This window comes from Nocardia sp. NPDC004260, from assembly GCF_053603155.1.
In genome coordinates, this window is record NZ_JBSGEZ010000011.1 from 1 (window position 1) to 16,214 (window position 16,214).

Annotated in this window: 9 protein-coding genes; 2 read left to right on the forward strand and 7 right to left on the reverse strand. The window is 68.8% G+C overall.

Features of this window, described 5'->3' with window-relative positions:
• Window positions 1-129: 129 nt before the first annotated feature.
• From ACWEO7_RS08940 to aroQ, 4 genes are all read right to left on the reverse strand, one after another.
• The gene (locus ACWEO7_RS08940; protein ID WP_452422060.1) at window positions 130-1,029 is read right to left on the reverse strand and encodes a cutinase family protein; all 900 of its coding nucleotides are present in this window, start codon (window positions 1,027-1,029) and stop codon (window positions 130-132) included.
• A 319-nt stretch (window positions 1,030-1,348) separates the two neighbouring features.
• Window positions 1,349-2,818 (reverse strand): glutamate synthase subunit beta, encoded by a 1,470-nt coding sequence (locus ACWEO7_RS08945; RefSeq protein WP_452422062.1) that lies wholly within the window; start codon window positions 2,816-2,818, stop codon window positions 1,349-1,351.
• Entirely contained in the window at window positions 2,811-7,463 is a 4,653-nt protein-coding gene (gene gltB / locus ACWEO7_RS08950) for a glutamate synthase large subunit (protein WP_452422064.1), read from the reverse strand. The genes ACWEO7_RS08945 and gltB overlap by 8 nt, the downstream gene beginning before the upstream one ends.
• Before the next feature lie 739 nt (window positions 7,464-8,202).
• Window positions 8,203-8,778: a gamma subclass chorismate mutase AroQ gene (gene aroQ, locus ACWEO7_RS08955; protein ID WP_452422066.1), complete on the reverse strand. Its 576-nt coding sequence runs from the start codon at window positions 8,776-8,778 to the stop codon at window positions 8,203-8,205.
• A 225-nt stretch (window positions 8,779-9,003) separates the two neighbouring features.
• Here aroQ and ACWEO7_RS08960 point away from each other — a divergent pair, with 225 nt between their 5' ends.
• The gene (locus ACWEO7_RS08960) at window positions 9,004-10,707 is read left to right on the forward strand and encodes a DUF4407 domain-containing protein (RefSeq protein WP_452422068.1); all 1,704 of its coding nucleotides are present in this window, start codon (window positions 9,004-9,006) and stop codon (window positions 10,705-10,707) included.
• A gap of 91 nt (window positions 10,708-10,798) precedes the next feature.
• On the forward strand, window positions 10,799-12,349 hold the full coding sequence (locus tag ACWEO7_RS08965; protein ID WP_452422070.1) for an adenylate/guanylate cyclase domain-containing protein: 1,551 nt from the start codon (window positions 10,799-10,801) through the stop codon (window positions 12,347-12,349).
• Window positions 12,350-12,483: 134 nt separating this feature from the next.
• On the opposite strand, the gene ACWEO7_RS08970 is transcribed toward ACWEO7_RS08965, so the two are convergent.
• From ACWEO7_RS08970 to ACWEO7_RS08980, 3 genes are all read right to left on the reverse strand, one after another.
• Window positions 12,484-13,068 (reverse strand): isochorismatase family protein, encoded by a 585-nt coding sequence (locus ACWEO7_RS08970; protein ID WP_452422072.1) that lies wholly within the window; start codon window positions 13,066-13,068, stop codon window positions 12,484-12,486.
• A complete protein-coding gene (locus ACWEO7_RS08975; protein WP_452422074.1) occupies window positions 13,065-14,396 on the reverse strand; it encodes an MFS transporter in 1,332 nt (443 codons plus the stop codon). The genes ACWEO7_RS08970 and ACWEO7_RS08975 overlap by 4 nt, the downstream gene beginning before the upstream one ends.
• A gap of 267 nt (window positions 14,397-14,663) precedes the next feature.
• Window positions 14,664-16,202, reverse strand: a complete 1,539-nt coding sequence (locus ACWEO7_RS08980) for an MFS transporter (protein WP_452422076.1) — start codon at window positions 16,200-16,202, stop codon at window positions 14,664-14,666.
• Window positions 16,203-16,214 lie beyond the last annotated feature (12 nt).

Genomic DNA, 16,214 nt, shown 5'->3' on the forward strand with positions numbered 1-16,214 from the left:
AACGCTCGGCTGGGAAACCCCAGCCGAGCGCCTGCATAGACTACTTGCGGCCTGAACCAAACGACCACGTGTTGCAACGATCCCTAGAATCCGCCGTGCGGAGGTGGGCCCTTTGGTTTCGGTGCCAGGTCAGGCCATGCCCGCGAGCCAGTTGTGCATCCAGGAGATGGCCGTCTGGCCGCCACCCACCGGGTAGCTGCCGTACAGGGTATGCGCCTGCGACTTGTAGAAACGCTCCAGGTCCTTGACTCGCTGCTCGTTGGCCGAGTCGGTCAGCTGCGCCTGCAGGACCGGGACACCGCCCGAACTCATCAGATCGCCGAGGATGTTGCCCGCCTCGATCTGGTAGCGCCACATGTTGGCCGGATTGGCGTCCGACGCCTGGGCGAGGAAACCGGCGAACCGTGTGACGAAGTCCTCGGTCGCGGTGGCGCAGTAGAGGTCGTCGAGCGCGCAGATGGTGCGGGTGCGGTCACTGATCCAGCCGAAGCCGCCGACACGGGGACCACCGGCGCCAGCTCCCGGCGCGACCGGGCCGATTTGGATGTCGGTGGGCGAACGACGCGGATCGGAGATCAGGCCCACACCGGCGATGCGGTCGGGCGACACGACACCGAGGCCGGTGCCGATCTCGGCGGCGAGGTCACCGGCGGCGTCCGCGCCCTGGCTGTAGCCGACCAGAGCGATCTTGGTCGCACCGCACTGCTGCGCCATGTTCGCGATCAGGCCACGCGCGTTGTCGACCGCTTCCTTCTTGGAGTTGCCGTAAACCTCGCCCTCCCACGGGAAGGCGGTCGCGGCATAGGTCACGTAGTCGACCTCCGCGGAGGACGGTAGGCCACGGGTGACGCCGGACAGCATGCCTGGCTGCGGGTTCTTTTCGTGCCCGGTCTCCCAGGTACCCGGGATCGCCACCACATACAGGCTCGGGCAGCCGGGGGCGGCGTTCGCCGAACCGCTACCGAGAACCAATCCGGACATCACGGTCGCGGACGCACCCAGAGCCGCGACGACCTTCTTCCACTGCATACCGCTCCAAACCTCGCCCTCGTCGACTTCCCGCCGAGTTGCCGCGTCAATGCTGAACGCACCGGATGTCGTTCCAGTGCACGCCGGGTGAACAGAAGTCACTCGACCGGATGAGGTGCACTCGCAACCACATCCCAAGATCAGCAGTACGCCGGAGATCACAATAAGGCCACGCCCGCCGCAATGCCATTCGAACCCCGTAGTGTGTCGGATTTCCGTTGCCGGGGCGACTCGAAGCCGGAAAATCGCACGCGAAAAGGCGCCTGTGGACGAGTTGTCCACAGGCGCCTTTCGTTTCCGCTCCGGTAAGAGAGGGGACCTAGCGCTGAGCCACCATGGTGGGGGTGATCGGCGCCGGAAGGGCGGTCTCGCCTTCCAGGTACCGGTCCACGCCCGCGGCCGCGGCGCGGCCTTCGGCGATGGCCCAGACGATGAGCGACTGGCCGCGACCCATGTCACCCGCGACGAAGACGCCGGGAACGTTGGTCGCCCAGTTCTTGTCGCGCTGCACGTTGCCGCGCTGGTCGTAGCCGACGCCGAGATCACTGAGCAGGCCCGGCTTCTCGGGGCCGACGAAGCCCATGGCCAGCAGCACCAGGTCGGCCTCGAGCGTGAAGTCGGTGCCCTCCACCTTCTCGAACCGGCCGTTGACCATCTTGACCTCGTGCGCCTCCAGGCCGGTCACCTTGCCGTCCGCGCCGACGAAGCGCTCGGTGTTCACCGAGAACACTCGCTCGCCGCCCTCCTCGTGCGCCGAGGAGACCCGGTACATCAGCGGGTAGGTCGGCCACGGGGTGGACGCGGCCCGCTCCTCCGGGGGACGCGGCATGATCTCGAACTGGTGGATGCTGGCCGCGCCCTGCCGGTGCGAGGTGCCGAGGCAGTCGGCTCCGGTGTCGCCACCGCCGATGATGACGACCTTCTTGTCCTTGGCGTGGATGGGCGGCAGGCCCGCTTCGTCGGTGACGTCGTCGCCGAGCTGCACCCGGTTGGCCCAGGGCAGGAACTCCATGGCCTGGTGGATGCCGTCCAGATCCCGGCCCGGGATCGGCAGGTCACGCGCCAGCGTGGCGCCGCCGGCCAGCACGATCGCGTCGTACTGCTCACGCAACTGCTCGGCGGTGATGTCGACGCCCACGTTCACACCGGTCTTGAAGATGGTGCCCTCGGCCTCCATCTGCGCGAGACGGCGATCGATGAAGCGCTTCTCCATCTTGAATTCCGGGATGCCGTAGCGCAGCAGACCGCCGATGCGGTCGGCCCGCTCGAACACGGTCACGGTGTGCCCGGCGCGCGTCAGCTGCTGCGCCGCGGCCAGACCGGCCGGACCGGAACCGACGACGGCGACCTTCTTGCCGGTGAGGCGAGTCGGGTAGACCGGGGTCACCCAGCCCTCGTCGAAGGCGTTCTCGATGATCTCGACCTCGACCTGCTTGATCGTGACCGGATCCTGGTTGATGCCGAGCACGCAGGACGCCTCGCACGGCGCGGGACACAACCGCCCGGTGAACTCCGGGAAGTTGTTGGTCGCGTGCAGCCGGTCGATGCCTTCGCGCCAGCGGTCCTTGTAGACCAGGTCGTTCCACTCGGGGATCAGGTTCCCCAGCGGGCAGCCGTTGTGGCAGAAGGGGATACCGCAGTCCATGCACCGGCTGGCCTGGGTCCGCAAGGTCTGGTGGGAGAAGTTCTCCTCGTAGACCTCTTTCCAGTCCATCAGGCGCAGCGGCACCGGGCGCCGCTTGGGCAGTTCGCGTGCGGTGTGCTTCAGAAAACCCTGGGGGTCAGCCACGAGCGGCCTCCATAATCGCCTCGTCCACGTCCTTGCCGCTCTTCTCAGCTTCGGAGATGGCGAGCAAAACCTTTTTGTATTCGCGCGGCATGACCTTCACGAAGTGGTTCACCTGCTGCGACCAGTCGCTGAGGATGCGCTCGGCCACCGGGGAACCGGTCTGGTCACGGTGCTGGGTGATGATGTCGTGCAGCCAGGTGAAATCGTCACCGGCCAGCTGCTCGACGGCGTCGGCCTGCTCGGGGTTGAGCTTGGACGCGAAGGTGCCGTCCGGGTCGAAGACGAACGCCACGCCGCCGGACATACCGGCGCCGAAGTTGCGTCCGGTCTCACCCAGGATGACCACCCGGCCGCCGGTCATGTACTCGCAGCCGTGGTCGCCGACGCCCTCGACCACCGCGGTGGCGCCGGAGTTGCGCACGGCGAACCGCTCGCCGACCACACCGCTGAGGAAGACCTGGCCGCTGGTGGCGCCGAACAGGATCACGTTGCCCGCGATGATGTTCTGCTCGGCGACGAACTCGCCGGGCGCGTTCAGCGACGGGCGCACCACCAGGCGGCCGCCGGAAAGACCCTTGCCGACATAGTCGTTCGCGTCACCCTGTACACGCAGCGTGATGCCTGCGGGCACGAAGGCGCCGAAGCTGTTGCCCGCCGACCCGGTGAAGGTGATGTCGATGGTGTCGTCGGGCAGGCCCGCGCCACCATAGAGCTTGGTCACCTCGTGGCCGAGCATGGTGCCGACCGTGCGGTTCACGTTCGTGATCTTGGTCTCGAATTTCACCGCCTGACCGCGCTCGAGCGCGTCGCGGCTCTGCACGATCAGCTGCTGGTCCAGCGCCTTGTCCAGGCCATGGTCCTGCGCCTTGGTGCAGCGGCGGTCCTGGTACATGAACGCCGTCTCGACGTCGTCCAGGATCGGCGAGAGGTCCAGCTTGCTGGCCTTCCAGTGCTGCTTGGCGCGCGAGGTGTCGAGCAGGTCCACCCGGCCGATCGCCTCGTCCAGCGAGCGGAAGCCCAGCTGCGCCAGCAGTTCCCTGACCTCCTCGGCGATGAACCGGAAGAAGTTCTCGACGAATTCCGGCTTGCCGGTGAACCGCTCGCGCAGCACCGGGTTCTGCGTCGCGACGCCGACCGGGCAGGTGTCCAGGTGACAGACGCGCATCATGATGCAGCCCGACACCACCAGCGGTGCGGTGGCGAAGCCGTACTCCTCGGCGCCGAGCAGCGCGGCGATCATCACGTCGCGGCCGGTCTTCATCTGGCCGTCGACCTGCACGACGATGCGGTCACGCAGCCCGTTGAGCAGCAGCGTCTGCTGGGTCTCGGCCAAGCCGAGCTCCCAGGGGCCGCCCGCGTGCTTCAGCGAGGTCAGCGGCGAAGCGCCGGTGCCGCCGTCGTGGCCCGAGATCAGCACGACATCGGCGTGCGCCTTGGAGACGCCCGCCGCGACGGTGCCGACGCCCGGCTCGGCGACCAGCTTCACGTGGATGCGCGCCTGCGGGTTCGCGTTCTTCAGGTCGTGGATCAGCTGCGCCAGATCCTCGATCGAGTAGATGTCGTGGTGTGGCGGCGGCGAGATCAGGCCGACGCCCGGCGTCGAGTGCCGCACCTCGGCGACCCACGGGTACACCTTGTGCGCCGGAAGCTGTCCGCCCTCACCGGGCTTCGCGCCCTGCGCCATCTTGATCTGGATGTCGGTGCAGTTGGTCAGGTAGTGCGCGGTCACGCCGAAGCGGCCGGAGGCCACCTGCTTGATCGCGCTGCGCCGCCAGTCGCCGTTCTCCTCCGGCTCGAAGCGCGCCGGAGACTCGCCGCCCTCGCCCGAGTTCGACCGGCCGCCGAGACGGTTCATCGCGATCGCCAGGGTTTCGTGCGCCTCCGCCGAGATGGAGCCGTAGCTCATCGCGCCGGTGGAGAACCGCTTCACGATCGCCGATACCGGCTCGACCTCGTCGATGGAGATCGGGGAACGCGCGTTGTGCTTGAACTTGAACAGACCGCGCAGCGATGCCAGCCGCTCGGACTGGTCGTCGACCAGCTTGGTGTACTCCTTGAAGATCGAGTACTGGCCGGACCGGGTGGCGTGCTGCAGTTTGAACACCGTGTCCGGGTTGAACAGGTGGTATTCGCCCTCGCGCCGCCACTGGTACTCGCCGCCGACCTCGAGCTCGCGGTGCGCGCGCTCGTTGCGGTTCTCCAGGAACGCGATGCGGTGCCGCTGCGCGACGTCGTCGGCGATCTCGTCCAGGCCGATGCCGTCCAAGTGCGACCGCAGGCCGGTGAAGTACTCGTCCACCAGGTCCTGCGACAGGCCGATCACCTGGAACAGCTGGGCGCCGTTGTAGGAGGCCAGCGTGGAGATGCCCATCTTGGACATCACCTTCAGCACACCCTTGCCCGCGGCCTTGTTGTAGTTCGCGACCGCCTTGCGGTAGTCGGCGGCCAGGTCGCCGGTGCTGCCCGGTACCTCGAGCGCGCCGCGCTCGAGCATGTCCTCGATGCTCTCGAAGGCCATGTAGGGGTTGATCGCGGCGGCGCCGAAGCCGACCAGGGTGGCCATGTGGTGCACCTCGCGGGCGTCCCCGGCCTCCACGACCAGGCCGACCTTGGTGCGGGTGCGCTCGCGTACCAGGTGGTGGTGCACCGACGAGGTCAGCAGCAGCGAGGGGATCGGCGCCAGCTTCTCGTTGGACTCGCGGTCGGACAGCACGATGATCCGCGCGCCGCCGTCGATGGCGGCCGACACCTGGGTGTTGATCGCCTCCAGCGCCCTGCGCAGCCCCTTGCCGCCCTTCTTCACGGGATACAGGCCGCGCACGACCACCGAGCGCAGCTCGGGGTGCGATCCGTCGTCGTTGATGTGCACGAGCTTGGCCAGCTCGTCGTTGTCCAGGATCGGCTGCTCGAGCGCGATCATGTTGCAGGACTCCGGTCCCGGATGCAGCAGGTCGGCCTCCGGGCCGATGTTGCGCTTGAGGCTGGTGACCACCTCTTCCCGGATCGCGTCCAGCGGCGGGTTGGTGACCTGCGCGAACAGCTGGGAGAAGTAGTCGAACAGCAGGCGCGGACGGGCCGAGAGCACCGCGATCGGGGTGTCGGTGCCCATCGAGCCGAGCGCTTCGCCTCCGGTCTTGGCCATCGGCGAGATCAGCAGGTTGAGCTCCTCGGTGGTGTATCCGAAGATCTGCTGGCGGATCAGCACGCGGTCGTGCGACATGTGCACGTGCGGGCGGTCGGGCAGGTCGGCCAGGCGGGAGACGCCCGCGTCCAGCCACTCCTGGTAGGGCTGCTCGGCGGCGAGCAGGGACTTGACCTCTTCGTCACCGACGATGCGGCCCTGGGCGGTGTCGACCAGGAACATGCGGCCCGGCTGCAAGCGCGCCTTCTTGACCACCTTGGACGGGTCGATGTCCAGGACACCGACCTCGGAGGCCATCACGACCAGGCCGTCGTCGGTCACCCAGATGCGGCTCGGCCGCAGGCCGTTGCGGTCGAGCACGGCGCCGACGACGGTGCCGTCGGTGAAGCACACCGACGCGGGGCCGTCCCACGGCTCCATCAGCATCGAGTGGTACTCGTAGAAGGCCCGCTGCTGCGGGTTCATGTTCTCGTTGCGTTCCCAGGCCTCGGGAATCATCATCAGCACGGCGTGGGGCAAGCTGCGGCCGCCGAGGTGCAGCAGTTCCAGCACCTCGTCGAACCGGGCGGTGTCGCTCGCCCCCGGGGTACAGACGGGGAAGATCTTCTCCAGCCGGTTCTTGCCCGCCGAGTCGACGCCGAAGACGTCGCTGCGCAGCAGCGCCTCGCGGGCGCGCATCCAGTTCTCGTTGCCGGTGACGGTGTTGATCTCACCGTTGTGCGCCACCCGGCGGAACGGGTGCGCCAGCGGCCAGGACGGGAAGGTGTTGGTGGAGAACCGGGAGTGCACGATGCCGAGGGCGCTCTCCACCCGGGAGTCCTGCAGATCCAGGTAGAACGCGCGCAGCTGCGGCGTGGTGAACATGCCCTTGTAGACGAAGGTCTGCCCCGACAGGCTCGGGAAGTAGACCGACTCCCTGCCGACCGGACCCTCACCGGCTCCGGCCGACCCGAGCTCACGCTCGACGCGCTTGCGCACCACGTAGGCCCGACGCTCCAGATCCATATCCGACAGCGGATCGGAGGCGTTCTTCGGCGATGCGATGAAGATCTGCCGGAAGCTCGGCATGGCGTCGCGCGCCAGCGCGCCCAGCGACGACTCGTCGATCGGCACCTCGCGCCAGCCGAGGACCTCGAGGCCCTCTTCCTTGACGATCTTCTCCACGCCGTAGGCGGCGCGCGCGGCTTCGCGGCGGGCCTGCGGCAGGAAGGCGATACCGGTGGCGTAGGAACCCTCCGGCGGCAACTCGAAGTCCACGATGGCGCGGAAGAAGCGGTCCGGGACCTGGATCAGGATGCCCGCACCGTCCCCGCTGTTGGGCTCGGCGCCCGCGGCACCACGGTGCTCCAGGTTCAACAGAGCCGTAATAGCCTTGTCGACGATGTCGCGGCTGCGGCGGCCGTGCATGTCGACGACGAATGCGACGCCGCAGGCGTCGTGCTCGTTCGCCGGGTCGTAGAGCCCGATGGGTCCAGGTGACCGGTGGCCAGGAAGTTGCGTCATGCCTCTGCCTTCAAGAAAGTCGGCCTTCGAAGAAAACGGCCTTTCGTCGAACGCCTCCGTACAAGACTGCGCCCGTACGTTCCGAAGCCAGCCGCGCTGATGGTCTTCGGCGTGCAGTCAGGTCTGCAGTTTTTTCCACCCGCTTCTGTGACGTAGTGGGTGCCCTTCGGTAACGGATCCCTAACAAGATCCTTACCTCCGAGCGGGTGCTCGACCGCTACGCTGAGCACCTGGCTAGGGCTGCCCGAGCGGGCGAGGTAGCCGAACGTTCTGTGTTCGGCGTAAGAGCAAACGATAAGTCAGGTCCAGGGCCCAACCAACTTAGGTTGCGCTAATAACCAGGTTTAGCTGGGCTTCTGCATTGGGTCCTCCACGTGTGCGCGTCGTCCAGTGTAAAGCAGCGAGCGCCATGCGATCGATACCCATGGCACCCGGTGCCAGCTGGGAAAACCGACGCGCGACACCTACCCGAGACCTTCCTCACAAGACCCGGAAACCGCCCTCACCTGCGTCGAAATGGATTTCCCCCGCTGGATGCCCGGCAAACCAAGTGGCGGCGGCTAACTCGGCGCTGTGACCGATGAGAGATTTCCGACAGCTGCGTGACAAGCAATGAATATGATCCGACCGTCCGGACTCTTTTGCCCATTGTGGGATTCAGCACATATCCAGCAAATATCGGGAAGTGGTGTTGGACACATCTTTCCGCGCGGGGTCGCCCGGCGGGCCCGGCCGCGGCCTACGCCGGGCAGAGCGACACGGCGGCCCGCACCAGCGCCGCTCGGTGCAGGACATCGGCGCGGTCCGCGACGACCACGCCGAAGACGCTGCGCGCCAACTGTTCCGCGCAATCCGGCGCGGCCAGCTCCGCTCGGTGCCCGGCGAGCTGATCCAGGATCTCGACGTTCACCCGGTCGATGACCGGGCGCACCGAGTCGAGCCCCACCGGCGCGGTGGGCGCCGCAGCCGGGTCGAAGCGCCACCTCGTCATCAGCCCCCGCTGCACCGTCTTGTTGGCCTCGATCTGCCCGAGGAAAACCTGCCGCACCCAGTTTTCCGACAGCTCACGGTCGTGGCCGAGCCGGACCATGACCTCGTAGACCTCCGCCTCACGGACCGGATCGTCGATGGTCGGCTCGATGCCGCGCGCACCCGCGGTCGACCACTTCGCGGCGGCCACCGCGTCGGCGGTGTCCAAGCGCTCGACCACGAGGGCGACCAGCCGGTCGAGCGACCGGTCGGCCGGAGCGGCGCCCGCGCTGACCGGCCACATCAGAAGCGCCGCCGCCAAGAGGGTCAACCAGACTCCGCGCATGTTGTGACCTCCTGGAATCGCCCACCCCGGATACGAAGCACCGCGCCAGCGTAGGGGAACGAACCGGCCGCGCTCCGCGCTACGCCGGATGATCTGTGAGCCTGGCCACATCCGGCCGTCCCTGCTCGCTGCGCCCCGGGCGAGCCTGTCACGCTGTCACAACGAATCCGTGACAGTTTCGTCGCGCCCGTGAAAGCGCCTGGGACGTAGAGGATGTGCATTCCGATGACCGTCACCGGCTTGTTCACCTGGCTCGGCGGCGGCCGGCCCAGCGCGATCAGCGATCGTCACGAGCGTGCCGGATACGCCGTCACCGGTGCTGTGGTGCTGTTGTTCGCCACGATCTCCGGTGTGGTCGCCGCCCTGGCCGCGGCCTCGGCGTGGCCGTGGTCGGCCGCGCTGGCCTCGGGCATCGCGGTCGCCGCGCTCACCGGCGCGCTCGCCAGGGCACTGGCCACGGCGCGGCCGAGCGGCGGACCGGATCGGCTCGGGCTGATCGCGCGCATCGCGGTCGCCCTGCTGGCCGGTGGGCTGCTCGCGGAACTGGCCGCGATCGTGCTGTTCAGCGGGTCCGTCGACCGGGTGCTGGCGGAGAAGGCGCAGCGCTCGCTCGATTCCGCGCCGCGGGTCGTCGCGGCGCAGGCGGAACTGGACCGGGCGAAAGCCGACCGGGCCGCGCTCGAACAGGCGATCGCGATGGCCCAGAACGATATCGACCACGCCCTGGTGATCGCACGCTGCGAATTCAATCCGAGCCCGGAGTGCCCGCGGACCAGGATCACCGGCGTGCCGGGCCGTGGGCCGGAAGCGCAGACGGCCAACGCCATGCTCGACGACGCCCGCAAGCATCTCGCCACCGCGCAGGACCGAGTGGACGCGGCCGATCGCCGGATCGACGCCGACCAGGCCGCCCTGTCGGCCGCGCGCACCGCCGCCTTCGCCGACGCCGACCGTGGGCTCGGCGCGCGCTGGCAGGCGATGAACGACTACACCGTGCACGACGCGCTGCCGCTGCGCATTCTCACCATCCTGGCGTTCGTCGCCTTCGCGCTGCTGCCGCTGGTGCTGCGCTGGTGGCGTGGCGAGACCTCGTTCGACCGGCACAACGCGGCGCGCACCGTGCACGACCGCGCCGAGCGGGAAGCCGACGCGGTGATCGCGGTCAAGCAGGCCGAGGTACGCGCCGAGGCCGAGACCCTGCGCGCCGAGCAACAGCTCACCGCCGCTCGCCTCGCCGTCGAGGCGGACACGGCCATCGACCGGGAGCGGCAGCGCACCCGCATCATCGCGGCCATCGGCGGCATCGAGATCGGCATCACCGAGCCGCCGCGCCGCCCCGAACTTCCCGCCGCCACGGCGGACGACCGAAAGGACAGCGCCATGCCCGACGAGGCGACGCCGAACCTACCCGCGCCCACCGGCGTGCACCCGCAGGTGCCCGCCGCCGCATCCGCACCGACGGCACCGAGCGGCGGCGGTCTCGAGCTGCCGCTGATCGGCACGGTCCCGTTCACCGACACCGCGGCGCGTTTCATCCGGCCGCTCGTTCCTTCCTTCGTCGCCAACGCGATCGATACGGCCACGCATCCGTTGCGCACAGCGCGGCAGGCGTTCGAGGAGGTCGAGGAGATCACCTTCACGCTGCGGCGCACCCGCAAGGTCACCGTCGACGGCCAGACCTCGCATCCGCAGGCGGTCGGCTACCAGTTGCCGCCCGACGCGCCCGAGATCGCGCACGCCCAGCACGTCGCCGCCACCGTCGTGGACGCCGCGTACTCCGCGCCGCACGCCCCGCGCTATTCCTCGCTTCCGCCCACCGGCGCCGCGGGCTACGGTCTGCCCACCGGCGCCCACCGTGACGAACTGCCGGGCCACCACCGCCCCGAACTCCCCGAGCCCGGCCGCCGCGAATTGCCGCCGGGTCGCTGACCGCACCACTGCCACCCACGGCCCACCCGGCGCCGGATCCGGCCGAGTGCGACCTGCGGCGCTGGGTCGCTCCGCGGCTTACGCTGCACCCATGCAACACAGGGAGGTGACGCTCGCCGCGGCGCCGTGGGGGTCGCGATTGCTCGGGTCCGCCGAGGAGTCGTCGGGGCTACGTCGTATCCGCGTCCAGCTGTTGCTCACCGTGCCCACGCTGTTGGGCAATCTGACGGGCATGGTCGTGTCGATCGTCCTGGTCGGCTTCGTCTTGCCGGGCCCATCGGTGTTCACCCGGGATCTCCTGCTGCTCGACGTACTCGCCGCACCGCTGTACGCGACCTGCGCGCTGTTACTCGGCCTGTGGTGGGGCACCGCCCGCGAATTGCGCGCGCTGCGATGGGCCACCGATCCCGACCGCGTGCCGACCGAGGAGGAAATGGCCGCGGCCACGGCGGTGCCGCGCAGGCTTGTGCGCGACCAAGCGCTGCTGTGGTTCGGCGGGCTCGTGCTGCTGACCACGCTGTACGGGCTGGCCGAACCGCAACTGATCCCGAAGGCGGCCTTCGGCATCGCGATCAGCGCCATCGTGGTGTGCGCGAACAGCTACCTGATCATCGAGTTCGCGCTGCGGCCCGTCACCGCCAGGGTGCTGGAAGCCGCGGATTCCGGTCGGCGCCGCGGCATCGGCGTCTTCGGACGCTCGCTCGTCGTCTGGGTGGTCGGCTCCGGCGTGCCGGTGGCCGGAATGATGGTGCTCGCGGTGCTGGCGCTCACGATAGATGACGTCACCAAGGCGCGACTGGCGGTCTGCGTGCTGTCGCTCGGCGGCGCGACACTGGTCTTCGGTCTCCTGCTGATGACGCAAACCTTGGCCGCGACCGTCGCGCCCATCCTCGGCGTGCGCCGCGCGATGCGTCAGGTGGAGGACGGCGACCTCGATGTCGCGCTGGCCGTCTACGACGGCACCGAGCTCGGTGAGCTGCAGAGCGGTTTCAACCACATGGTGGAGGGACTGCGCGAGCGCGAGCAGATCAGGGACCTGTTCGGCAGGCATGTCGGGCGCGAGGTCGCCGCGGCCGCGTTGGCGGGCGACCCGGCGCTCGGCGGTGTGGAAACCGACGCCGCGGCCCTGTTCATCGACATCGTCGGCTCGACGACCATGGCCGCGACCATCCCCGCGCCGGAGATGGTCGCCATTCTCAATCGGTTCTTCGGCATCGTGGTGGACGAGGTGGAGCGCCACGGCGGGCTGGTCAACAAGTTCGAGGGTGACGCGGCCCTGGCCGTCTTCGGCACGCCCGCTCCGCTGGCCGACGCCCCGGGCGCGGCGCTGGCCACCGCCCGCGCGATCCGGGCTCGGCTCGACAGCACCGCGACCGATTTCGCGGCGGCCATCGGCGTGGCCGCGGGCCGGGTGGTCGCGGGCAATGTCGGCGCGCATCAGCGCTACGAGTTCACCGTCATCGGCGACGCCGTCAACGAAGCCGCTCGCCTGTGCGAACTCGCCAAGCAACAGGGCCTGCTGCTCGCCTCCGGCGCAACCGTCGCGGCGTCCGCCGAGTCCGAAGCCGAACACTGGAGACTCGGTGAATCCGTCACCCTTCGCGGCCGTCTCGCGCCGACCCGGCTCGGCCGCCCGGCCTGACGCTCCTCGCTACCGCCCGCTGTCCGCGCGCCCCGGCTCCCCACTCGATCGCCGGACACGGCCCGACCTCGCATCGGGACGAGCTGAGCTGCGACCGGCGCCACCACCGAGGCCGGATCCACCTTCTGCCGGGGTCAGTCGCGGGTCATGGCAAGCGTTTCGACGATCTCGGCGGTGCAACCGGTTTCGCCGAGGAGGGGAAAGATCCGATCGATGCTGTTGCGGTGCGCCTCCACGTTCAGATCGGCCATGGCATCCGTCGCGAGCGTGACGTGGTAGCCGTGTTCGAAGGCGGCGCGAGCGGTCGACTCCACGCCGATGCTGGTGGTGAGCCCGGCCAGCACGATCTGTGTGACGCGGCGGCGGCGCAGTTGCAGATCTAGGTCGGTTCCGTGGAAAGCACCCCAAGTGCGCTTGGTCACCGTGATGTCGTCCGGGTGACCGGCGAGGTCGTCGACGATGACATCCCAGCCGTCGGGCAACGCACCTGGTGGGCTCGAGATGTCGCTGCGACCTGGAGCGGCATCCGCTCCGTCCGCACGGGCCGTCACCCGCACCAGGACGACCCGGGCGTTGTGCTCGTGGAAAGCGCGGGCCAGCTCGACCGCCCGGGCGACCACTTCTCGACCGGTATAGGGGACGGTCGGCGCGTCGATGAGGGCGTTCTGCAAGTCGACGAGGACCAGCGCGCTGGACGGGTCGAGTGCGGTGACAGTCATGAATTGTGCCTGGCTTCCTGCGAAACGCTTGCCGTTTGTGATTGAAGGGTTGTCGCCACCGCAAGGTCGGGTGCGGGTGCGGAATCCTGGCGACGGGGTAGCAGCAGCGGGCTGGCGAGGATCAGCAGTCCCGCGACCGTGATAGCCGTGCGCGGGCTGGTCACGTCGGCGAGCAGTCCGCCGAGCGCGCTGAGCACTGCGATGGAAGCGCTGCTGCTGATGGACCAGGCCGACAGGGTGCGGGCGACGCGGTCTTCGGGTGTGTGCTCGAGTCGATAGGTGGCCAGTACCGGGTTGTACAGGCTCATGCTGATGATGATCGCGAGCTCGACAGCGATCACCGCCGCGAGACCCCCGACACCGGGTTGGACGAATGCGAGGCCGATCAGCCAGATCGCGCGCAGCGCGCCGACGGTGCGGAGGACCCGGTGCCTGCCGTATCGCTCCACGACATGGCCGGCAAGGCGCGAGCCGATGAGTCCGCCGACGCAGGGGGCGGCGAAGGCGAGCCCGTACTGCCAGGGTGGGAATTCGAGCTCGCGGAGCAGTAGTACGGCCAACAGCGGCTCGGTGGCCATGATCAGTCCGCCGACGAGCAGCTGGTTGAGGTAAAGCGCCCGTAATCCCGGATGAGCCAGCAGGTACCGCCAGCCTTCGAGCAACTCACCGGCCCGCAGCTGGGGCTTGCCGGTCCGCCGCGGGGGTTCTTCCCTGCCGCGAATCGCGGTGACCGCCAGCGCGGAGAGCAGGTAACTCAGCGCGTCGGCCACCACGGTGGTAACCGGCCCGGACAAACCGATCGCCGCCCCGCCCAGCGGCGGACCCACGGCGGTGGAACTCCACGTCGTCGACTCGAATCGCGCGTTGGCCACGAGCAGATCCTCCGGCCGCACAAGGGCTTTGAGATAGGCGCCGCTCGCCGCGTTGAAGGCGATCTTGGCCGCGGCGACCACGGCCGAGACGACCAGCAGCTGGACGAAACCGAGTCGGCCGAAGGCATAGGCGATGGGGATCGTCATCATGACCGCGAACCGGGTGAGGTCCATCGCGATCATCACCGGTCGCTTGCGGCGATATTCCACCCACGGCCCGAGGGACAACGCGATCAACGCCCCTACCGCGGGCCCCACCGCCGACAACGCGGACACCTGTCCGGGGCCTGCGTGCAGCACCAGCACGGCGATCAGCGGCAACGCACCGAACCCCAGACCCGACCCGTAGGCGCTGACCGCGTAGGCCGCCCACAACCATCCGAACTGCCGACCGAGGGATCGTCCGGTCACCAAGCTTCGCACCTCTCGATCGCGCAACTCACTGTTGATCGCCATGGATCAAAGCAAGGCGCGGAGGTGTGATCAAACAACCAAACCTGCGGTGATCTACAACTAAATGTTGTGCGTGCCGATCTCAGCGACTACCCGGCTCCGGAGGTGCGGACGCACCCGGGGCCAAGGTCCGAGGATCAATGCGCACAGCGCATCCCGCGCACGACCGCGACGCCCGGTTGATCGGCACCGCAGTCCGTCCGAAGCGATGCCGCGCGGCGAACCCCCGAGGGCGTCTTCGGGGGGCTCGCCGCACACAGTCGCGCGAAATCACCCGCGCGCTCGGCGCAACCGGAACGCCACCGCGGCCGCGATCAACAAGATCGCGGTGGTGCCGAGGGCCGCGAAGTGGATGCCCGAGACGAAGGACTCGTGCACCGAGGCGAGGAACGCGTGCCCGGCGGCCTCCGGCAATTCACGTGCGAAAGCCGTTGCTGCGCCCAGGGATTCCGAGGCGGCGGCCATCCGGTCGCTCGGCACGTGCGTCGGATCGAGACCGTTGCGGAAGATCGCCATGACCACGCTGCCGAGGATCGCGACGCCCAGCGCGACGCCCGTCTCGTACGCGGTCTCCGACACGGCGGCGGCCGCGCCCGCGCGCTCCGGCGGCGCCGAGCCGACCACCAGGTCGGAGGACACGGTGAGCGCGACGCCCACGCCTGCCCCGATGAACAGGAAACCCAGCACGAACGGCGTCGTACTGGTGGCCGCGTCGGGGCCGAGCAGGCCGAACAGCGCCGCGCCCACCGCCGCCGTGATCAGCGCGCCGCCCAGCACCGTGCCCGGCCGCAGCCGCCGCACCAACCAGGCCGCGGCGAGCGAGGCGATCATCCCGGCCGACAAACCGGGCAGCAGCAGCAATCCCGCTTGCAATGGGGAGCGTCCCAGCACCAACTGGAGGTACTGCGAGCCGAAGAAGAGCACACCGGCCAGCGCGAACACCGCGAGCAGATTGGTCAGCACCGCCGTGCGGAACTTCGGCAGCGCGAACAGCGCCAGGTCCAGCATCGGTTGCTCCAGTCGTCGCTGCCTGCGCACGAACCACACCCCGGCAAGCAGGCCGATCAGGCTGATCACCGTGGTCCGGACACTCGGGCCGTGCGCCGCGAATTCCTTCACCGCGTACACCACCGGCACCAGCGCGAGCATCGACAGCACGGCGCTGAGCAGGTCGAAACGACCGGGCCGGGGGTCACGCGACTCCGGGATCAGCAGCGGACCGAGCCCGATCAGCACCAGCATGACCGGCAGGTTCACCAGGAAGACCGAACCCCACCAGTAGTGCTCCAGCAGCCAGCCGCCCAGCAGCGGTCCCGCCGCGGCGCCACCACCCGCCATCGCGCTCCACACCGCGATCGCGACGGTCCGCTGCCGCGGATCGAGGAACATCGACCTGATCAGTGCCAGCGTCGCGGGCATCAGTGTCGCACCGGCGACACCCTGCAGTACGCGCGCCGCGATGAGCATTCCCGGCGTCAGGGACCACGCCGCGAGTATCGAGGCGACACCGAATCCAGCCGCGCCGAGCAGCAGCAACTTGCGCCGCCCGATCCGGTCGCCCAGGTTGCCCATGACGACGAGCAGTCCGGCGAGCACGAACGAGTAGACGTCGATGATCCACAGCAGTTGCGGCGTGGTCGGCGCGAGATCGGCGCTGATCGCGGGCACGGCCAGATCGAGCACCGTCGCGTCGACGGCAAGCAGCAGTAGCGCGAGCGCCAGCACGGACAACCCCACCCACTCGCGTGTCCCCGCTCGAAGTGGGGCGTTGGTCGATCGTTCGGTGGGTTGCGCGGTCTGGGTGGTCATGACTTTCTCGAC